Raw genomic sequence first — 17,231 nt, 5'->3', positions numbered from 1 at the left:
TGGTGCTTTTCAGTGCTTGATTCTGGGAGCGCGCGGCTATGCAGGAGGTGGTCATGACCGCACCGGGAGGGCCTAGCCTCGCCCGGGTCACTGTCGCCGCGCCGACCCGCCGGATGGATCTCGCGCTGCCCGACAACATGCTCGTCGCCGAGTTGCTGCCGCACCTGCTGCGCCACGCCTCATCGGGTGAGGCGGCCGATCTCACCGGCGGCTGGGTGCTGCGGCGGGCCACCGGCGCCGTGCTCGAACCGGGACGCAATCTCGCTACTCAAGGTGTTCGCGACGGCGAGTTGCTGCACCTGAGCCCGGCCCGTGACGACTGGCCCGAGCTGGCGTACGACGACGTCGTCGAGGTGATCGCGAGCGGTTCCCGGCGCGCCGGGCGGACGTGGAGTGACACCGCTACCCGCCGCTGCGGCCTCGCCGTCACCGCGGGCGCGCTGCTGCTCGGCATCGGCGGGCTCGCCGCCGACGGTCCACCGTGGGTGGTCACCGCGTCCATAGCCCTCGCGGTCGGCGTGGCGCTGATCGTGGCCGGCATCCTGCTCTCCCGGGCGTTCAGCGACGCCGGCGCCGGCGCGATCGTGGCCGCCTCCGGCCTGCCCTATGCGTTCCTCGGCGGCGCCTGGCTGCTCGCCGCGCCCGAGATCGGCGCTCCGGGCCTGCTGCTCGGATCGTCGACGCTGCTGGTGCTCAGCGTCCTCGGCCACGTCGGGGTCGCGGGCTTGGCCAGGCTTTTCGTCGCCGGGATGGCGGCCGGCCTGACCGGTCTGCTCGCCGCGGCGCTGTCCCTGGCCGGCATGTCCGCCGCGGGCGCCGCCGCCGTGGCGCTGACCGCCGCGATCGGTCTGCTGCCGGCGTACCCGGTTCTCGCCGGCTGGCTCGGCCGCCTGCCCTACCCGGAGTTGCCGAACCGCGCCGAGGAGATCCTCCAGGACAAGCCCGTACCCCGCCGCGAGGACGTCTTCGCCGCCGTGGTCCGCTCCGCCGAAGTGCTCACCGGCCTGCTGCTCTCGGCCGCCCTGTGCAGCTTCATCGCCATGACGTTCCTGGCTCTCACCGGCCCTGCGACCTCGTCGGTGCTCCTCATGATCGCCGCGGTGACGGCGCTGCTGCTCCGTGCTCGCCTGCTGCCCACCGCTCCCCAGCGCATCCCGTTGCTGGTCGCCGGGTTCGCTGGTCTGGCCGGCCTGGGAGCCGGTCCGGTCGTGACGGGAGACGTACCGGGAATCGCTCTTCTCGCCGGCGCACTGCTGACCGCGGCGATCGCGCTGCCCGCGGCGATCGTCTTCAGCAAACGCCCGCCGTCGCCCTACCTGGGCCGCGCCGCCGACATCCTCGACGTCGTCGCGATCATGGCGCTGATCCCGCTGGCCTGCGCGGTGATCGGCGTCTACGACGAGATCCGCGGCCTGTTCGCCTCGATCGGCGGCTAGATCGTGACGTCCCGGCGCGACCAACTGCAGTCCTACCAGTTCATGAACCAGCGCGTGATCTCCGCGTTCGTGATGCGCGAGACCGATCCGGCCCAGTCCCCGCTGCGCCGTGGCATCGGCGCCCTCTTCGCCGGCCTGATGGTCGCGATCCTGGTGGCGGCGGTGTACGGCATCTACGGCGTCCTCACCCGCAGCGGACCGGATCAGTGGCAGACGGACGGGTCAGTGGTCGTCGAGCGGGAAACCGGCGCCAGTTTCGTCTATCTGCGCGACAAGTTGCACCCCGCGCTGAACTTCACCTCGGCCAAGCTGGCCGCCGCCCGACCGAATCCGCAGGTCTTCCGGGTGGCCGCCAAGTCCCTGACCGATGTTCCCCGCGGCGTCACGATCGGCATCGCGGGTGCACCGGCCTCCCTCCCGGACCCCGGTCAGCAGGTCCGGCTGCCGTGGTCGATGTGCGCGGTCGCCTCCACCGATCCACGAACAGTGCTCCTAGTGGGTTCGACGCCACCTGGTACGGAGGGCCGGCCGCTCGGAGACCGCGCCCTCCTCGTAGCGGGCGACCCGGCCGGCGGCATCAACCTCGTGTGGCAGGGCCGCAAGCATCTGATCCGGAACGCCCGGGTGACCGTTCCGGCCCTGTTCGGCGCGGTGTCACCCACCCCCGTGGGCGTGGCCTGGCTGAACGCCCTGCCGTCCGGCGCCGACATCGCCCCGATCGACGTGGACGACCGCGGCGGCGACTCGGACGCCGTCGAGGGCTTCGACAACGGCGACGTCCTGTTCAACGAGACCGGCTCGGGCCGCCAGTTCTACCTGGTCCTGGACGACAGACTGGCCCCGATCACTCCCCTGCAACAGGCCGTCCTGGACGCCGCCTTCCCGTCCGACCCGCAGGAGATCTCCGCGGCCGACGTGGCCCGCTTCGACCCGGAACCCCTGGACCCGGACGCCGACCAGTCGGTCCAGGGCCCCGCCACCGTTCCCGAACTGGCGCCGATCACCGCGGACACCGCCGCCTGCGCCGTCACCCGGGACGCCGCCGCTCCCCCGGATCTGCTGATCGGCACCCCGGCCGCGGCCCTGTCCAACGCCGTACCGACGACCGGCGCCCCCCTCGCCGACGCCGTCCAGGTCCCGCCGGGCCGCTTCGAACTGGTCCGCTCAGCAGGAGGAATCCAGCTGATCACCGATCTGGGAGCCCGCCACCCGTTGCCGGACCCTGACGTGGCCGCGTTCCTGGGTTACGCCCCGGAGAACGCCACCGAGATCCCTGCAGCTCTGCTGAACACCATCCCGGCCGGGGTGACCTTGGACCCGGCCGAGGCCGTGAAGCCGGTCGCCACAGTGGACTGACGTCGCGCGTCCGTTCTCCGGCTGCCTCTGCGAGTCCGTTCCCGGCTGCCTTTGCGCGTCCGTTTCCCGGCTGCCTCTGCGCGTCCATTTCCCGGCTGGCTTTGCGCGTTCGTTTCCCGGCTGGCTTTACGTGTCGCTTTCGGTCAGCGCAGCGCGTCGTCGAGGAGCATGACCGGTGGGCCCGGTTCGAGCGGCTCCGAACCCACCGGAAGCGCGGGTGCCGTCCCGGGCCGCCAGCGCTGTCGCCGACTTCGGCGCATCGCGGCGGCAAGAACCATCACCGCCACCGCAAGAATCCCCGCGACCAGAGCTCCGACCAGTGCATACGCCCGACGCCGCCCTTCCGCAGCGGTGTCCTCGGGCGGCACGGCCTCCACCCCCGGGAGTGGACGGCTCTCCGCCGGAACAAGCTGACCGGTGATCGCCGCCATCGGATCGATCACCCCGGCCCCGAACGCCGGACCCGCGGGCGCTGGCCCCGCCGTACCGGTCAGCAACCGCACCACCGCACGCACCCCGAGATCCGGCCGCCGATCGTGGACCAACGCGGCGGCAGCGCCCACGAATCCGGCCGCCACCCCCGTGCCGGTGATCTCGACCAGCCCACGCCCGGTCTGCAGCGTCGGCACGGCAACCCCGGGCGCGACCAGATCGACGAAGTCCCCGCGTTGCGAATCCGGCCAGATCCGGCCGTTCTGATCGATGGCGCCGACCCCGATCACATCTCGATAAGCCGCGGGGTACGGCGTGGGGTTCCCTTCATCGGCACCGCCCAGATCGCCGGCGGCCGCAACGACGACGACACCCTGATCGATCGCGCCCGCGACGGCCGCCTGAAGATCCTGATCGTCCTGGTAGACCGGGGTGACCACAACGACGACATCGGCGCCGCCGGCCACCGCCTGATCGATGCCGGTAGCAAGGGTGTCCGGATCGGTCTCGGACCCGACCGGGTCGTCGAGTTGCACCCGGATCGGCAGAATGCGCGAATTCGGTGCCAGTCCCGCCAGGCCGGCGTCGCCGTCCTCGGGCCGCCCCGCGATCACGCCCGCGACCTGCGTACCCGTGCCGGTGCAATCGTCGTTCGCAAAACCACCGTCGACCGCGTCGATGCCGTTGAGCACCCGTTGCCGTAGCCGGGGCTGCCCACTGTCCACACCGGTCGACAGAACCGCGACCCGGGCACCGCTCCCGTCAGCGACCGTCTTCAGCGAGCCGGCGTTCAACGCCTCCCGCGCCCAGGAGACGGCGATCTCGGACTCGCCGGGCTCGGCGCAGTCGACACCCGGGGCGGCTCTCGCCGGCGCCGGTGTCAGCACTATGAGCAGGCCCGCAGCGGCGATGACCCTGGCGTACTTCATGAACGGAACCTCCCCGTTTCCGCCGATCAGCCGAACCCTCCCGGTAGCTCCTGCCGGCCCAGCCGGTGAAGGCCTCCCAGCAGTTCGTGCCGGCCCAGCCGATGAAGGCCGAGTAGGCAGCTCCTGCCGGCCCAGCCGATGAAGGCCGAGTAGGCAGCTCACCGCCGTGACGGACCGGCCGCCGGTTTTGCCCACCGGCGACCATGGCCCGTCTCCGCGGTCATCACATGCCGGCGGCGATCTGCTGGTCGACCTGCTGCATCCGCTCCGACGAGGCACCGAGCTTGACACCCACGCCCGCCAGCGCCGCCTTGATCTCGGTGGCGCCCTGGTTCCACTTCTGCCGCGCCTCGTCGCAGGCGGTTCCGGCCGCGCCGGTCCAGTCCGCGGCGAACAGCTGCGTGAAGGCCGCGTACAGGTCGTTGAGCTGCTGGTCCATCTGGTTCTGGAACGTGTTGATCGATGCCGAAGCCTCGGTGATCTGGCCGAAGTTGTAGGTGATGTTCATTTCTCTACTCCTCGATCTCGGGCGCTCAGCCGCGCAGGATGCTGACTACGGAACCGTCGGCGCCGGAACCCGCCGAGCGAATCGCCTGCGCGGCTTCCTCGTCGTTCACGCCGTAGGTGCTGGAAGCGGCGGTCATCTTGCCCGCCAGTTCGTCGAGAGCGCTCATGATCTTCGACAGGCCGTCGTTGAGCTGGACCGAGACGTCCTGGAGCGCGTTGTTCGCCGTACCCGCGAAGGCCCCGCCGCTGAGGGCCTGGATCTCGCCCATCACACGGTTCATGCCCTGCGAGATGCTCTGACCGGTCTCACCGCAGCGGTTCGCCATCGCAGTGAGCTGTTCCTGAGTCGCGTGGACTTGCCCGAAACCTGCCATTGCCTCTCTCCCCAGTCCTCAAAAGTGGGTTATGCCTTCCCGTACGCCGCCCGTACGGACTCGGTTCGAACCGGTTCCCGGAAGAGTGCGTACTCTCCAGCGTCACCCGATCACCGGAAGCAACAGTGATCATGGTCAATACGGGGAGGCGTGATGGGCACCGAGAACCCCTATCCGGAGCAGACCTCGGCGAACGCCGCGGCGCCGTGGTTGCGCGGCGGTCCGGCGATCGCTGTCGATCTGGACGGCCTCCGCGAGTACGCCCGGCTCCTCGCGAGTCAGCAAGCCGATATTTCCGCACGTTCCGGGTATCTCGCCCCGCTCGGCGAGATGCCGGTCCGCGCTTTCAGCGGCGACGTACTCGGCGAGGCCGATGCGGTTCGCGCCGGGTTGCAGGCGAACGCCGCCGAGCTCAGCACGTATCTCGGCAAGCTGGCCGAGTCGCTCGGCAATGTGGCGAACGCGGCGCAGACCATCGCCGAGAGCTACCGCTCCAGCGACGCCGCCTCCGCCGCGTCGCTCGCCTCCCTCGACGACGTGCTGTTCGCTTTCGGCGACAAGACCGTTCCGCGGCCGGCCGGCCTTCCGGACGAGCTCGGCGCCACCTACCTCGACCAGCAGATGGCCGGCACCGCCGCACCTCCAGCTGCCGACAGCGCGCTCTGGCAGGACGGTCCTGTCACGGCGGTTTCCGCGTACCAGACTCTGCAGATCTCGAACGGGCCGAACGGCGAGCGCCGCGAGGTGTCCACAGTGACCCCGCCGGGTGGTGTCGCGACGACGACGACCACGATCTTCGGCCGCGGTGGCGAGACGATCTCGGCCTCCACGACACGCACTTCCAGCCGCTTCGACGGCCCGGTCCGGACCACGACGGTGGAGACCTTCGGCACGGACGGCACGCTCACCGCCACGACCAAGACCACGATTTCGTACGACGGACCGAACATCACCGAGCAGAGCACCGAAACGGTCGATGCCGAGGGCCGTACCACGAGCCTGACCACGGAAAAGGTCGATCCCGTCACCAGGGAGAGCACCACGAGCACGTATCGCCCCGGAGAGAGCGGCGTGCTCGAGGAGACCAACCGGGTGACGACCGGGACCCGTACCTCCGGCCCGCTTGCGAACGGATGAGCCATGGGTGAGTACTGGGGCGCCACCGCCGATCCGAACTACGGGTACAGCCCGTACAGCGGGCAGACGCGTTACGGCACGCATCCGTCGTCGCAGATCCCGTTCACCGCGCCACCCGGCGCCGGCAATCCCCTCACCGTCGAAGCCGTCGCCGTGAAGATCCGGAACCTGCACCCGGAGCAGATGGCCGCCCTCGCCGACCAGTGGCAGAACACCTGGTCGTTCATGGCCGACATCCGCCACTTCGTGGTCCAGCAGAGCACCGTGCTGCAGGACGAGCACTGGCAGTCCCCTGCGGCCCGCGACGCCTTCCTGCGCAAGGGTCCCGGCGAGGCGCTCACCTATCTCGACGTCTGGATGGACGCCGCCCAGAACAACGTGACCGCCCTGCGCCACCTGGTGAACGTCTCCCTCGACGCCCGCCGCGAGCTGGACCAGCTCCTGACCCGCTATGAGCGCGAGCTGCAGGACGCGCAGAACGTCAGCTTCGGCGAGAACCTGGGCTCGTTCCTGACCAGCGGCGTGAGCTGGAACGCCGCCCGCGAGGAGGAGATCGCCGAGGACCAGCTCGAGATCCGCGAGCGTTACCGCCGCGAGGCCCAAGTGCTGGCCCAACGCTATGGTGACCAGTTCTTCGACTACATCGCCGTGGTCTCCGGCGGTGTCGGCCCACCGGTCCAGCCGATGAACGCTGTACTCAGCCAACCGGCTGCCCTCCCTCCCACCGGAATCCCCGGCGCCCAGAACGCCCCGGCCGAAACCGGCCCGAGCTTCGTCACCGAGCCGGTCTCCAACCAGCCCGGCCTCACCCCGCCGGGTCTCACTCCCCCGGCTCTAACCCCGCCCGGTCTGACTCCCCCGGGCTTGGTCCCTCCCGGCGCGCAGCCGCCCGCCGTCACACCGCCCGGCCTGGTTCCGCCCGGCGTGACACCTCCTGGCACCACCCCGCCCGGCGTGACACCTCCCGGCACCGCCCCGCCCGGCGTCGTACCGCCCGTTCTGCGACCTCCCGGCGCACTACCACCCGGAGCCCTGCCGCCCGGCACGATCCCGCCCGGCGGCCAGTTCCCCTCTCCGGGCGGCCTGCCCCCGGGCTCGCCGACGCTGCCGCCCGGCTCACTGCCGCCCGGCACCATTCCCCCGGGAACGCTGCCGCCAGGAACAACACCGCCCGGCGTAACCCCCGGAACCATCCCCCCGACCGTCATTCCGCCCGGGCAGACCTTCCCGCCTGGCACCCTCCCGCCGGGGACCTTTCCTCCGGGCACCCTCCCTCCTGGACAGACAGCCCCTCCCAGCACCATCCCGCCCGCCACGATCCGTCCACCGCTACCCGGCGAGTTCGGCCGAGCCAGCCGCGCACCCGGCACCCTGCCCCCACCGGCCAGCGCCCCTCCCCCGGGCCGTTCTCTGCGCCGCCCGTCCAGCCAGCCACCGGCATCGACACCGTCCGGACCGCCCGCCAGCCGCGAGATCCGCCGCCCCGGCCAACCCTTCCCGCCCACAGCCCAACCCCCTCTCCGTCCCGGCAACCGCCCCACCACACCGGTCCCGCAGCAACCCGGCCGCCCAGGCACCCCTGGGCGCCCCGGCGCTCCCGGCGTTCCCGGCACGCCCGGCGCCCTTGGCCGTCCCGGCAGTCCCGGCGCCCTTGGCCGTCCCGGCACGCCCGGCGCCCCTGGCCGTCCCGGCGCCCTTGGCCGTCCCGGCAGTCCTGGCGGTCCTGGCACCCCTGGCCGGCCTGGCGGTCCCGGCACCCCTGGCCGTCCTGGCACGTCCGGCGGTCCCGGCGCCCATGGCAGCCCGGGCACGGCTGGCATCCCTGGCACTCCTGGCCGTCCGGGCGTGGCTGGACGGCCCGGCGGTCCTGGAACACCTGGCTCGGGTCGGCCAGGCGCTCTGCCCGGTAGTCCCGGCACGCCTGGCGGCGGTCGCCTCGGTGTCACGCCGAGCAACCCCGCAAACCCACCCGGCGGCCGCGGCGGGCCCCGAACCGGCGCTCCCGGAAGTGAAGGCAGCGGCCCCGGGACGCGAGGTAGCGGCCCCGAAACTGGCACCACACGGTTCGGAGGCACACCCGGAACGCCGAGCACCGGCCGACCTGGATTGACGCCTCGGCTGCCCGGCATCGCGGGTCCTGGAACGCCTGGCGCTGTCCAGCCCGGAGGGACGTTCGGCGCTCAGGGCACCGGACGAACCGGTGAGTCAGGCGACGACCGGTTCGGTGGGCCCTCCGGATCCTCCATTGCCCGACGCCCCGGATCTGGTCCCGGCGCTTCTGGGTACCCGAGCAGCGGCCAGCCTGGCGGGCCCGGTGATGGCCTTCCGGGAGCTCGCAGTGGCGGGCACCCCACGGCCCCGGGCGGTGGACGCCCTGGGACTTCGGGCGGCGGGCGGGCCGGCGATCCTTCGTCGTCGCGGCCTGGGCTGGCCGGCTCTGGGCTGGCCGATCCTGGGCTGGCCGGACAGGGCGGGTCCGGCTATGAGCAGGCTGGGCCCTGGAGCGATCGGCGGCGTGGTCTCGAACAGGGCAGCGACCTCTTGGGGCGACCGTCTGACTCGGCTGCTCCGCCCGTACTCAGGAATCCCGCCGGTGAGCGTGAGTGGCGTCCTGGCAGTGCGGAAGAGACGGGGCCTGCGGGCACGGCCCGCGGCGCCGCGACCAGGCCGGGAACCACGCCGCCGGTCATCGCCCGGCCGGCCTCGCCGGCTGCTCCGGACGCTGTGCCGCCGAGTTCGTCACGGCGGGATCGGGGCGCGCCGTGGGCGGACTGGCTCGGGACGGAAGGGTCTCGGGCGCAGGCCGGCCCGAGCGTGATCGGTGCTCCCGAGCGACCTCAGCAGGCCGAGGGGCCGTGGGGCCTGCGCAGTCCGGCGGCCACCAGGCCGGAGGGTGCCGTCGAGCCCGAGCTGGACAGGCGACGTTTCGGAGGGGAGCCGGCGCCGGCTAGGGAGCCGGATGATCTGGTCACTCATGAGCAGGCCTTCGGATTCCGGACGCCGGGTGGCGGCGTGGTCGGTGGTTCGACCGCTTCAGAGTCCGCCGAAGAGAACCGCGATGGCCAATGAAATTTGCTACTACCTGCCATCACTTCTTTTCATGGCCAGCGCCCTGTCAGCGCCGCGAAATCTTTGCCACGATGGAGCCCGCGGCGCGGTCGTGCAGGCCACGCCCCTGGCTGTTCATGATGATCGCGGGGATGAAGAGGCCGAGCAGCACGGCGCGGATCAGACCGCGGCCGAGGCCGATCACTCTCCCGTCGCTATAGGAAGAGTCGTCGCTGTAGGGGACGACGTGGATGCGAGCCAAGCGCATGCCAGGCGTCTGGCCGAAGAGACCAAGGAAGAAGGTGTTGGCCACGATCAGGATGAGAACGGGAGGCCATGTCTTCTCGGACGGGCTGGCATAAAAGCTCGCGATCAGGAGACAGAGCACCCAGTCGATGACGATGGCCGCCAGTCGCGGACCGAGGCCGGCGGGCTCGAGCCCGGTCGGGGTCACCGGGGATTCGTTGACGGAAGCAGCCACGTCTTCCGAGCGTACGCGATAGTGTCCGAGTGATCAGCGTGCGTATCGCCGTGCCTTCTCGGCCCAGTCCGTAACACGGCGGAAACAATAGGGATACGCCGGGGCAACTCCGTACCCATAACGTCGCGACCAGCCTTGCCAGGTGGCGGCCCATGCCGCCCGGTATCGGAAAACTGTGCCAGGAGGACGTGTGTTCGCCAATCCCGAGGAACTCCTGCGATACCTCAAAGACGAGGACGTCAAGTTCGTCGACGTACGTTTCTGTGACCTCCCGGGTGTGATGCAGCACTTCAACATCCCGGTCGAGTCGTTCGACGACAGCGTTGCAACCGACGGCCTCGCCTTCGACGGGTCCTCGATCCGCGGCTTCCAGGCCATCCACGAGTCCGACATGATGCTGCTGCCGGACGTGGCGACCGCCTTCATCGACCCGTTCCGTATCCAGAAGACGCTGGCACTCAACTTCTTCATCCACGACCCGTTCACCCGCGAGGCCTACTCGCGTGACCCGCGGAACGTGGCCAAGAAGGCCGAGGCCTACCTGGCGTCGAGCGGCATCGCCGACACGGCCTACTTCGGCGCCGAGGCCGAGTTCTACATCTTCGACTCGATCCGCCACGAGACCTCTGCCCACCAGGCGTTCTACTACATCGACTCGATCGAGGGCGCGTGGAACACCGGTCGTGTGGAGGAGGGTGGCAACCGCGGTTACAAGACCGCGTACAAGGGCGGCTACTTCCCGGTCTCCCCGGTCGACCACTACTCCGACCTGCGTGACGCCATGGTGCGCCGCCTGGTCGACACCGGCTTCACCGTCGAGCGCTCGCACCACGAGGTCGGCACCGCGGGCCAGGGCGAGATCAACTACAAGTTCTCGACGCTGCTGCACGCCGGCGACCAGATGCAGCTGTTCAAGTACATCATCAAGAACACCGCCTGGGAGCACGGCAAGACGGCGACGTTCATGCCGAAGCCGCTCTTCGGTGACAACGGCTCCGGCATGCACACCCACCAGAGCCTCTGGCTGGCCGGTGAGCCGCTGTTCTACGACGAGACCGGTTACGCGGGTCTGTCGGACACCGCCCGCTGGTACATCGGCGGTCTGCTGCACCACGCGCCGTCGCTGCTCGCGTTCACCAACCCGACCGTCAACTCGTACCGGCGCCTGGTGCCGGGCTACGAGGCCCCGGTCAACCTGGTCTACTCGCAGCGCAACCGTTCCGCCTGCACCCGCATCCCGGTGACGGGCAGCAACGCGAAGGCCAAGCGCGTCGAGTTCCGCGTGCCGGACCCGTCGTCGAACCCGTACCTGGCGTTCTCGGCCCAGATGATGGCCGGCCTCGACGGCATCAAGAACAAGATCGAGCCGCCGGCGCCGATCGACAAGGACCTGTACGACCTGCCGCCGGAGGAGTGGGGCAGCGTCAAGCAGGTTCCGGGCTCGCTGGACGCGGTGCTCAACTCGCTCGAGGCCGACCACGAGTTCCTCACGGCCGGCGGTGTCTTCACCGACGACCTGATCTCGACGTGGATCGACTACAAGCGGACCAACGAGATCGACCCGGTTCGCCTGCGGCCGACCCCGCACGAGTTCGAGATGTACTACAACGTGTGACGTTGCCAGGGCTTTGACCAGCGGTTTCGGCTGCTGATCTGATCCTGGGCACATCACCGGCACGGCTCCGGGAACGGCGGTCATGCTCGGCTTCACAGCCGGCGTGGCCGCCGTTCGTCGCTTCGACTGGCGCCGACCAGGCCGAGAGCCGACGGCATCCGGCGCTAAGGACGAGCGACGCTGACGCCCGCGACGCTGAAGACGAGCGACACGGAGGGCGCTAAAAGGCGAGCCGCAAGGAAGGCGAGCGACGCCACAGACCAGCGGCGCGGAAAACGAGCAGCGCACACACCAGCAGCGCGGAAGACCGGCAGCGCACACACCAGCAGCGCGGAAGACCACCAGCGCACACACCAACGGCGCGGAAGACCAGCAGCGCACACGCCAGCGGGCGCACAGGCGAGCGGCGCACAGGCGAGTGGATGGTGGAGCGGCATCGCGAAGGGCAGCGGGCGGGCAGCACTCGCCAGCCGTGAGCTGGGTGCGGGGATTGCTCTAGTGGTAGGTCCGTTTGCCGAGGCGTTCCGCCGTACGCCAAAGGAGGGTTGATCGGCGCTCGGCTGTGGTGATGGCGGCTTGGGGGTTGCTGGGGAGACGGGCGCTGATCAAGCGGCTGACCGGGGCGGCGAGGGGGCTCTCGACGATGTCGCCCGGTACGACGACGCCGAGGTAGGGGCGGCGCAGGGTTCGCGGGGCCACGATCGACAGGATGCGCTGGAGGTGGCCGCGCTGGGTGACGATCGCCACCGGACGATCGTCGCCGAAGTGGGATCCGTGCTCGGCTCGGAGCAGGTTCGTGACGGTGTCGATCGAGTGCCGTTCCACCGAGATCGAGGTGGGGGCGACGCCCGCCGACACGAGCCAGGACCGCATCAGGTCGGCTTCCGGTACGCCCTGGAACACCTCGCCGGGAGCGTCAGCCGTGGTCCAGGCAGCGCCTTTGCGGTCGACAGGCGATTTGTACCCGGCGCAGACGATCCGGCCCGGAAGCCCGAGCCCGGCGGCGACACGGCAGCGCGCCTCGCCGCCCGGGGTGAGGCCGGTGGCGTCGGCGTTCCGGCCATGACCGGGCACCAGAACGTGCACCACCTGCGAAAACGCCAATCCCGGCGTACCGGCAAGGATCTCCACACCACTAATGATCCAGAACGGCGCCGGTCGGACCGGCGCCGTCCCGAAGAACCAGAGCCTCAGAGCAAACGTCCGAGATCCAGGAACACGGTCTCGCCCGTCGCATCGTCGAGACCGTCGTTATCGGTCACGGCGTACGTTCGACCGTTCCCCGCGACGGCCAGCCCCTCGACCTTGTCCTGCACCCAGCCGTTACCGGCCTTCAGCGCCGGCAGCAGATCCTTGCGCAGCTTCTTGGCAACGCCGGGGGTGCCGGTCCACGACGACGGCACATCGAACGTGTAGATCTTCTTGACCGCCGCGAGCGTGCCCCGCTGGTTGTCCCTCTCGATCACCGCGAACGTGTCGGCGTCGACCGCCACCAGCTCGGAGAGGCCGACCCAGCCGGTCGGTGCCGTGTCGAGCGGATAGAGCAGCCACGACCAGGTCCTGGTGGTCGTGTCGTAGCGGCCGATCCGTGCGGTGTTCGCCGGATCGCCCTTGATCGCGCGCTGGACGGCGACCCAGACGTACTTCCCAGTCTCGGCGACACCTTCGAGACCGTTGCTGGTGATCGCGGCGGCGACGTCGGCGGAGAGCGGGATCTCCTCCTGGACGGCGCCGGCCGAGTTGAGGCGCACGAGCAGGTTGGCCGAGGAGGAGGACCCCTCGACTGCCAGCCAGTACCCGCCCTGCTTACGAGCCACGAGACCCTCGGCGTCGTAGCCGGCCGGGACCCCGTCCTTGGTGACGACCAGTTCGCGGGAGATGACGCCGTCGGTCGACAGGGTCAGGATCCGCGTCGGCGTGTAGACGGAATCGGTCACCGACACCAGCTTGTCCCGGCTGCCCGGCACCGGCGACAGCGCGGAGAGCGCACCCCACGGGATGTCGTCGCGAGAAGAGATCTGCGTGTCCGAAGAGGACGAAGAAAACGAAGGGAACGAGAGGGACGACGAGGATGACGAGGACGACGAGTGTGAAGAGGACGATGATCCACCGAGACCGAAGATCTGCACGCTGCCGCGAATCCCGATCGACGGGTCCTCCTCCTCGCTGGACACGACGACGAGGTTCCGGGACGGGACCGCGACGACGCCCTCGGGAGCGTTCGTCGTCGGCATGAGCTGCTTGAAGCGCGGTTTGGCAGGGTTCGTGACGTCGTACGCCGCGGTGAAGTTGCCCCGCTCCGAGTTCACGAAGATGTACGGCACGCCGCGCATCCGTGCGAAGGCGACGTTCTCCACCTCGATGCCCTTGGCGTCCGAGCGCTTGTCCGGGTACTGCCCGTGCTCGACCGCGATGTGCTCGAGGGTGTTGCCGGCGTCCCAGACGACCTTGCCGGTCTTCTTGTTGAAGATCGACCAGCCGCGCGATCCGCCCTCGTAGTCACCCTCGTTGGCGGTCGCGAACAGGTCGTCGGTGATCCACGCGACGCCGTCCGGCTCCCGCTTAGCGGTGATCGAGCCGTCCAGAACAATCTGGTCGTCATCCAGAGTATCGACGCCGGAAAGGGTCACGCTGCCGGCCGAAAAGTCGGAAATGACGCGGCCAGACCTCAGTGAGACAACCGCCAGGTGGTTGTTCTCCTGCAACGAGACGACGGCCTCGTCCCGGGAGTTGATCGAGACGTACTCCGGCTCGGGATCCGTCGGAGCCACGGAGGACAGCCCCGACAGCGAGACCTTGGAAACCTTCCAGGTCCGCGTGTCGATCACCGAGAGCCACCCGGCCGGCGCCTGCGGGATGGCCCCGTCGTTGACGTCCTCGTCGCGCTCGTTCTCGATGGCGACGGCGATGTACCGGCCGCTCGGCGCGACAGCGACCGAGTCAGGCTGCCCGCCGAGGTCGATCTCGCGGACCACCTTGCGCGTGCGCGAGTCGATCACGACGAGCTTGCCGGACGGCGAAGTGAAGCTGGTCCGGGTGTTCACACCGGCCAGCAGCAGACGGCCCAGGTGAGCGACGGACGTGGGCTCACCGCCGACGGCGAGAGTGCCGGCCGGCCGAGGCTTGGAGGCATCGGTGATGTCGATGAAGCCGAGGCGCTTGCCGGGGCTGTCGGTATAGACGACAGTGCGGCCGTCCTCGGTGACGGTGGAGATCTCCGCCGCCGCCGTATCGTCGATCGACGAGTTCAGATATGCGGGAAACGTCGAGAGGCGGTGGAAGGTGTTGACGTAACCGTGGGCGGAGGCAGCGGCGGGCACGCTGGCGACCGCCGCCGCGGTCACTGCCACAGCGGAGACAACCGCCGAGGTGGTACGGCGAATGGACATGCAAGCTGACTACGCGATGATCTTGTCCGATTCATGGACGCCAGACGAACGGCGGGTGCCGAGGGGTGTCCAGATGAGCAGAGCCAGGCTGAACCAGACATAAATGTTGCCGCCGATCAGCTCCAGCGGCGGCCGCGGCCTCTTCTCCCACCACCACGTCAGATGCGACGTCATCAAGACATAACCCGAGATTCCCAGGTACGGCCGACCGAGCTCCACGCATCGGATCAACGCCGGGATCAACCAGACACAGTGGTGGATCCAGGTGACGGGGCTGATGAGGCAGCCGAGCACACCGGTCAGCGCCAGTCCGCCGACCACGTCACCGGGTGAACGCCCGACGCGCCACGCCCAGACCGCCAGCGTCGCGATCACGCACACCAGCCAGACCTTCGACTCGATCACGTCGATGGGGAGCCTCGCCAGCAGACCGCGCTCGGACTGGTTGGACAGGTAGTAGAGCAGCCCCACCCGGTTCGTGTCCCAGAGCGCGGACGTCCAGAACTCCCGCGACTCGTCCGGGAACAGCGCCCCGGCCAGCAGCGTCGCTCCGGCGGCCGACCCGATCGACGTCAGCAGCGCCCGCCATCGCCGGGTGACCAGCAGGTAGAGGATGAACACGCCGGGCGTCAGCTTGATCGCGACCGCGATGCCGATGCCGACGCCGGCCCATTTCCGCCCGCGAGCCACACCGAAGAGCATGTCGGCGGTGACCAGCGCGAGCAGCAGCATGTTCACCTGGCCGAAAGTGATCGTCTCGCGAACCGGCTCGAAGAGCAGTCCGAGGCAGATCGCGATGGCCCAGCCGATGCGGTCGTCCCAGCCCAGCCTGGCCAGAATCGGCCGCGCCAGCATCCAGACCACGACGGCCGTCGCCGCGGTCGTGGCCAGCGTCGCGATGATCGCCACGATCAGGATCGGCAGGTACGCCATCGGCGACATGACCAGGCCGGCGAAGGGCGGATAGGTGAATCCGTACGGCGTGCCCGGCCGCAGGAAGTCGTAGACCATGCCGCCGTCGCGGAACCAGTACTGGATCGCGCCGTGGTAGACCTTCGAGTCGAAGAACTCGTTACGGAGCCCGGTGAGAACGATCGCCCCCACCGTGATCGACGCGAGGACGCAGAGGGTGACGATTCGCTTCATTCAGGACTTTCCACACTAGACAACCGGCGAGCACGGTCATGACGACGGCACCCTGCGCCTTGGTGACGAGGGCCAGGTTGTAGCCGTCCGGCAGGCACAGCGCAGCGGCCACCGCACACGGCGTGACCAGCCACAACGTCTCCCTGCGGACGGTTGCGGCGAGCACCGCGAGCGGCCAGACGGCGTACCAGGGATGGAACACCGGGGCGAGGATCACGGTCGCCGCCAGCGCCAGCCCCGCGTAGTGCACCGGATCGTGCGAATCAGGGCGGGACACCACGCGCACCCAGAGCAGCACCAGAACGACGGCCAGGATGATCATGCCGGCCACCCGGGCGACGGGCACGGCGGTCGGCACGCCGAACAGTTCCAGCGTCAGCCCGACCGCCGTCGGCATCGAGGTCCACTGCACCGACACACCACTTCCGGACAGGCTCGTCACCCATCCGAGGCCAAGCCCGGCACCGAGCGAGACCGCGCCGAGAGCCGCCGCGGCTGCGGAGCCGAGCACCAGGGCCGACCGCCACCAGCGCCCCGGCAGGAGCAGCACCGCGAACGGCAGCACCACCACGGCCGTCGCCTTCACCCCGACGGCAAGCCCGAGCAGCACTCCCGCAGTGATCATTCTCGGCCAGGTGGTCGCGCCGGTCGCCACCGTCAGACCGGCGACCAGCAGCGCGACCATGACCGCGTCGTTGTGTGCTCCGGAGATCAGGTGAATGGGCACGAGCGGACACGCCAGCACCAGCCACACGGCTCGCTGCGGCGGCACCCCGGCACGGCGGGCCAGAACCGGCAGGCAGATTCCGATCACCACGACACCGAGCACCGCGATCAGCCGCAGCACCGCGACGGTCCCGGTCAGCCCGCCACCGATCTTCGCGGCCAGCGCCGCCAGCACCAGGAACACCGGACCGTACGGCGCCGGCGTCTGCCGCCAGGTCGGCGAGACGGCGTCGGCCCAGGGACAACCCAGAAGATCAAGCCCGCCGCTGTACGGGTCGAGCCCCGCACTCTGCTGCCAACCTTGACATGCGTACGAGTACGCGTCGTAACTGGCCAGGGGCAGGAACGGGAGCAGCGGAACAGCCCACAGCGCGGCCGTCACATAAGCCCACCGCAATGACGGTACGTGCCGCCGCCCCGCCCACCAGGCGCCGATCAGCAACAGCGTCCCGAGCAGCCACGAGACCGGGAGCAGCACACCGTTCTCACCGGCGAAAATGGTGCCCGGCGTCACGTTGGGTTCCCACGGGCTGCTGGCGCCGCCGGACCAGGCGGCCACCGCCAGGAACAGACTGCCTGCCAGTCCCGCATATCGGACGAGGAATGGACGCGGCATGGCGACGACCCTACCGTGACAGGCTGCAACCACCGGTGA

General features: G+C 69.7%; 13 protein-coding genes. 5 read left to right on the top strand and 8 right to left on the bottom strand.

Features of this window, described 5'->3' with window-relative positions:
- The first annotated feature begins 53 nt into the window (after window positions 1-53).
- Window positions 54-1,436, top strand: coding sequence for a type VII secretion integral membrane protein EccD (gene eccD, locus EP757_RS17435; protein ID WP_127547356.1), 1,383 nt, complete (start codon window positions 54-56; stop codon window positions 1,434-1,436).
- A 3-nt stretch (window positions 1,437-1,439) separates the two neighbouring features.
- Entirely contained in the window at window positions 1,440-2,792 is a 1,353-nt protein-coding gene (eccB, locus tag EP757_RS17430) for a type VII secretion protein EccB (RefSeq protein WP_127547354.1), read from the top strand.
- A 143-nt stretch (window positions 2,793-2,935) separates the two neighbouring features.
- On the opposite strand, the gene EP757_RS17425 is transcribed toward eccB, so the two are convergent.
- The 3 genes from EP757_RS17425 to EP757_RS17415 all read right to left on the bottom strand — a co-directional run bounded on the left by EP757_RS17425 (window position 2,936) and on the right by EP757_RS17415 (window position 5,034).
- Window positions 2,936-4,018: a S8 family serine peptidase gene (locus EP757_RS17425; protein ID WP_160165812.1), complete on the bottom strand. Its 1,083-nt coding sequence runs from the start codon at window positions 4,016-4,018 to the stop codon at window positions 2,936-2,938.
- A 358-nt stretch (window positions 4,019-4,376) separates the two neighbouring features.
- Window positions 4,377-4,661 carry a WXG100 family type VII secretion target gene (locus EP757_RS17420; protein WP_127547350.1) on the bottom strand — a complete coding sequence of 95 codons (285 nt, stop codon included), beginning with the start codon at window positions 4,659-4,661 and terminating at the stop codon, window positions 4,377-4,379.
- A gap of 25 nt (window positions 4,662-4,686) precedes the next feature.
- The gene (locus EP757_RS17415) at window positions 4,687-5,034 is read right to left on the bottom strand and encodes a WXG100 family type VII secretion target (protein WP_127547348.1); all 348 of its coding nucleotides are present in this window, start codon (window positions 5,032-5,034) and stop codon (window positions 4,687-4,689) included.
- Between the two features lie 153 nt (window positions 5,035-5,187).
- On the opposite strand from EP757_RS17415, the gene EP757_RS17410 reads away from it, so the two are divergent.
- Together EP757_RS17410 and EP757_RS44625 are read left to right on the top strand one after the other, a co-directional pair.
- Window positions 5,188-6,171, top strand: coding sequence for a hypothetical protein (locus EP757_RS17410; protein ID WP_127547346.1), 984 nt, complete (start codon window positions 5,188-5,190; stop codon window positions 6,169-6,171).
- A 1,624-nt stretch (window positions 6,172-7,795) separates the two neighbouring features.
- Window positions 7,796-8,281 (top strand): hypothetical protein, encoded by a 486-nt coding sequence (locus tag EP757_RS44625; RefSeq protein WP_127547344.1) that lies wholly within the window; start codon window positions 7,796-7,798, stop codon window positions 8,279-8,281.
- A 1,005-nt stretch (window positions 8,282-9,286) separates the two neighbouring features.
- Here EP757_RS44625 and EP757_RS17400 read toward each other — a convergent pair.
- Complete coding sequence (locus tag EP757_RS17400; protein ID WP_127547342.1) at window positions 9,287-9,700, bottom strand: RDD family protein; 414 nt, start codon at window positions 9,698-9,700, stop codon at window positions 9,287-9,289.
- 190 nt (window positions 9,701-9,890) lie between these two features.
- Here EP757_RS17400 and glnA point away from each other — a divergent pair, with 190 nt between their 5' ends.
- The gene (gene glnA / locus EP757_RS17395) at window positions 9,891-11,315 is read left to right on the top strand and encodes a type I glutamate--ammonia ligase (protein WP_127547340.1); all 1,425 of its coding nucleotides are present in this window, start codon (window positions 9,891-9,893) and stop codon (window positions 11,313-11,315) included.
- 495 nt (window positions 11,316-11,810) lie between these two features.
- Here the strand turns inward: glnA and EP757_RS17390 are convergent, their stop codons facing one another.
- The 4 genes from EP757_RS17390 to mptB are packed head-to-tail and all read right to left on the bottom strand — an operon-like array spanning window position 11,811 to window position 17,192.
- The gene (locus tag EP757_RS17390) at window positions 11,811-12,446 is read right to left on the bottom strand and encodes an ElyC/SanA/YdcF family protein (RefSeq protein ID WP_160165811.1); all 636 of its coding nucleotides are present in this window, start codon (window positions 12,444-12,446) and stop codon (window positions 11,811-11,813) included.
- Window positions 12,447-12,505: 59 nt separating this feature from the next.
- Entirely contained in the window at window positions 12,506-14,704 is a 2,199-nt protein-coding gene (locus tag EP757_RS17385; RefSeq protein WP_127547336.1) for an esterase-like activity of phytase family protein, read from the bottom strand.
- Window positions 14,705-14,713: 9 nt separating this feature from the next.
- Window positions 14,714-15,850 (bottom strand): glycosyltransferase 87 family protein, encoded by a 1,137-nt coding sequence (locus tag EP757_RS17380; protein ID WP_127547334.1) that lies wholly within the window; start codon window positions 15,848-15,850, stop codon window positions 14,714-14,716.
- Complete coding sequence (gene mptB, locus EP757_RS17375; RefSeq protein ID WP_127547332.1) at window positions 15,777-17,192, bottom strand: polyprenol phosphomannose-dependent alpha 1,6 mannosyltransferase MptB; 1,416 nt, start codon at window positions 17,190-17,192, stop codon at window positions 15,777-15,779. The genes EP757_RS17380 and mptB overlap by 74 nt, the downstream gene beginning before the upstream one ends.
- Window positions 17,193-17,231: the final 39 nt, after the last annotated feature.

Origin of the sequence: Actinoplanes sp. OR16, assembly GCF_004001265.1 — a bacterium.
GTDB lineage: Bacteria > Actinomycetota > Actinomycetes > Mycobacteriales > Micromonosporaceae > Actinoplanes.
This window is presented reverse-complemented; position numbering and strand designations above follow the sequence as displayed.

Coding starts and splice junctions, on each gene's coding strand:
- EP757_RS17385 (WP_127547336.1), bottom strand. CDS start 14,704: ATGTCCATTCGCCGTACCACCTCGGCGGTTGTCTCCGCTGTGGCAGTG.
- EP757_RS17420 (WP_127547350.1), bottom strand. CDS start 4,661: ATGAACATCACCTACAACTTCGGCCAGATCACCGAGGCTTCGGCATCG.
- eccD (WP_127547356.1), top strand. CDS start 54: ATGACCGCACCGGGAGGGCCTAGCCTCGCCCGGGTCACTGTCGCCGCG.
- EP757_RS17380 (WP_127547334.1), bottom strand. CDS start 15,850: ATGAAGCGAATCGTCACCCTCTGCGTCCTCGCGTCGATCACGGTGGGG.
- EP757_RS17410 (WP_127547346.1), top strand. CDS start 5,188: ATGGGCACCGAGAACCCCTATCCGGAGCAGACCTCGGCGAACGCCGCG.
- EP757_RS17415 (WP_127547348.1), bottom strand. CDS start 5,034: ATGGCAGGTTTCGGGCAAGTCCACGCGACTCAGGAACAGCTCACTGCG.
- mptB (WP_127547332.1), bottom strand. CDS start 17,192: ATGCCGCGTCCATTCCTCGTCCGATATGCGGGACTGGCAGGCAGTCTG.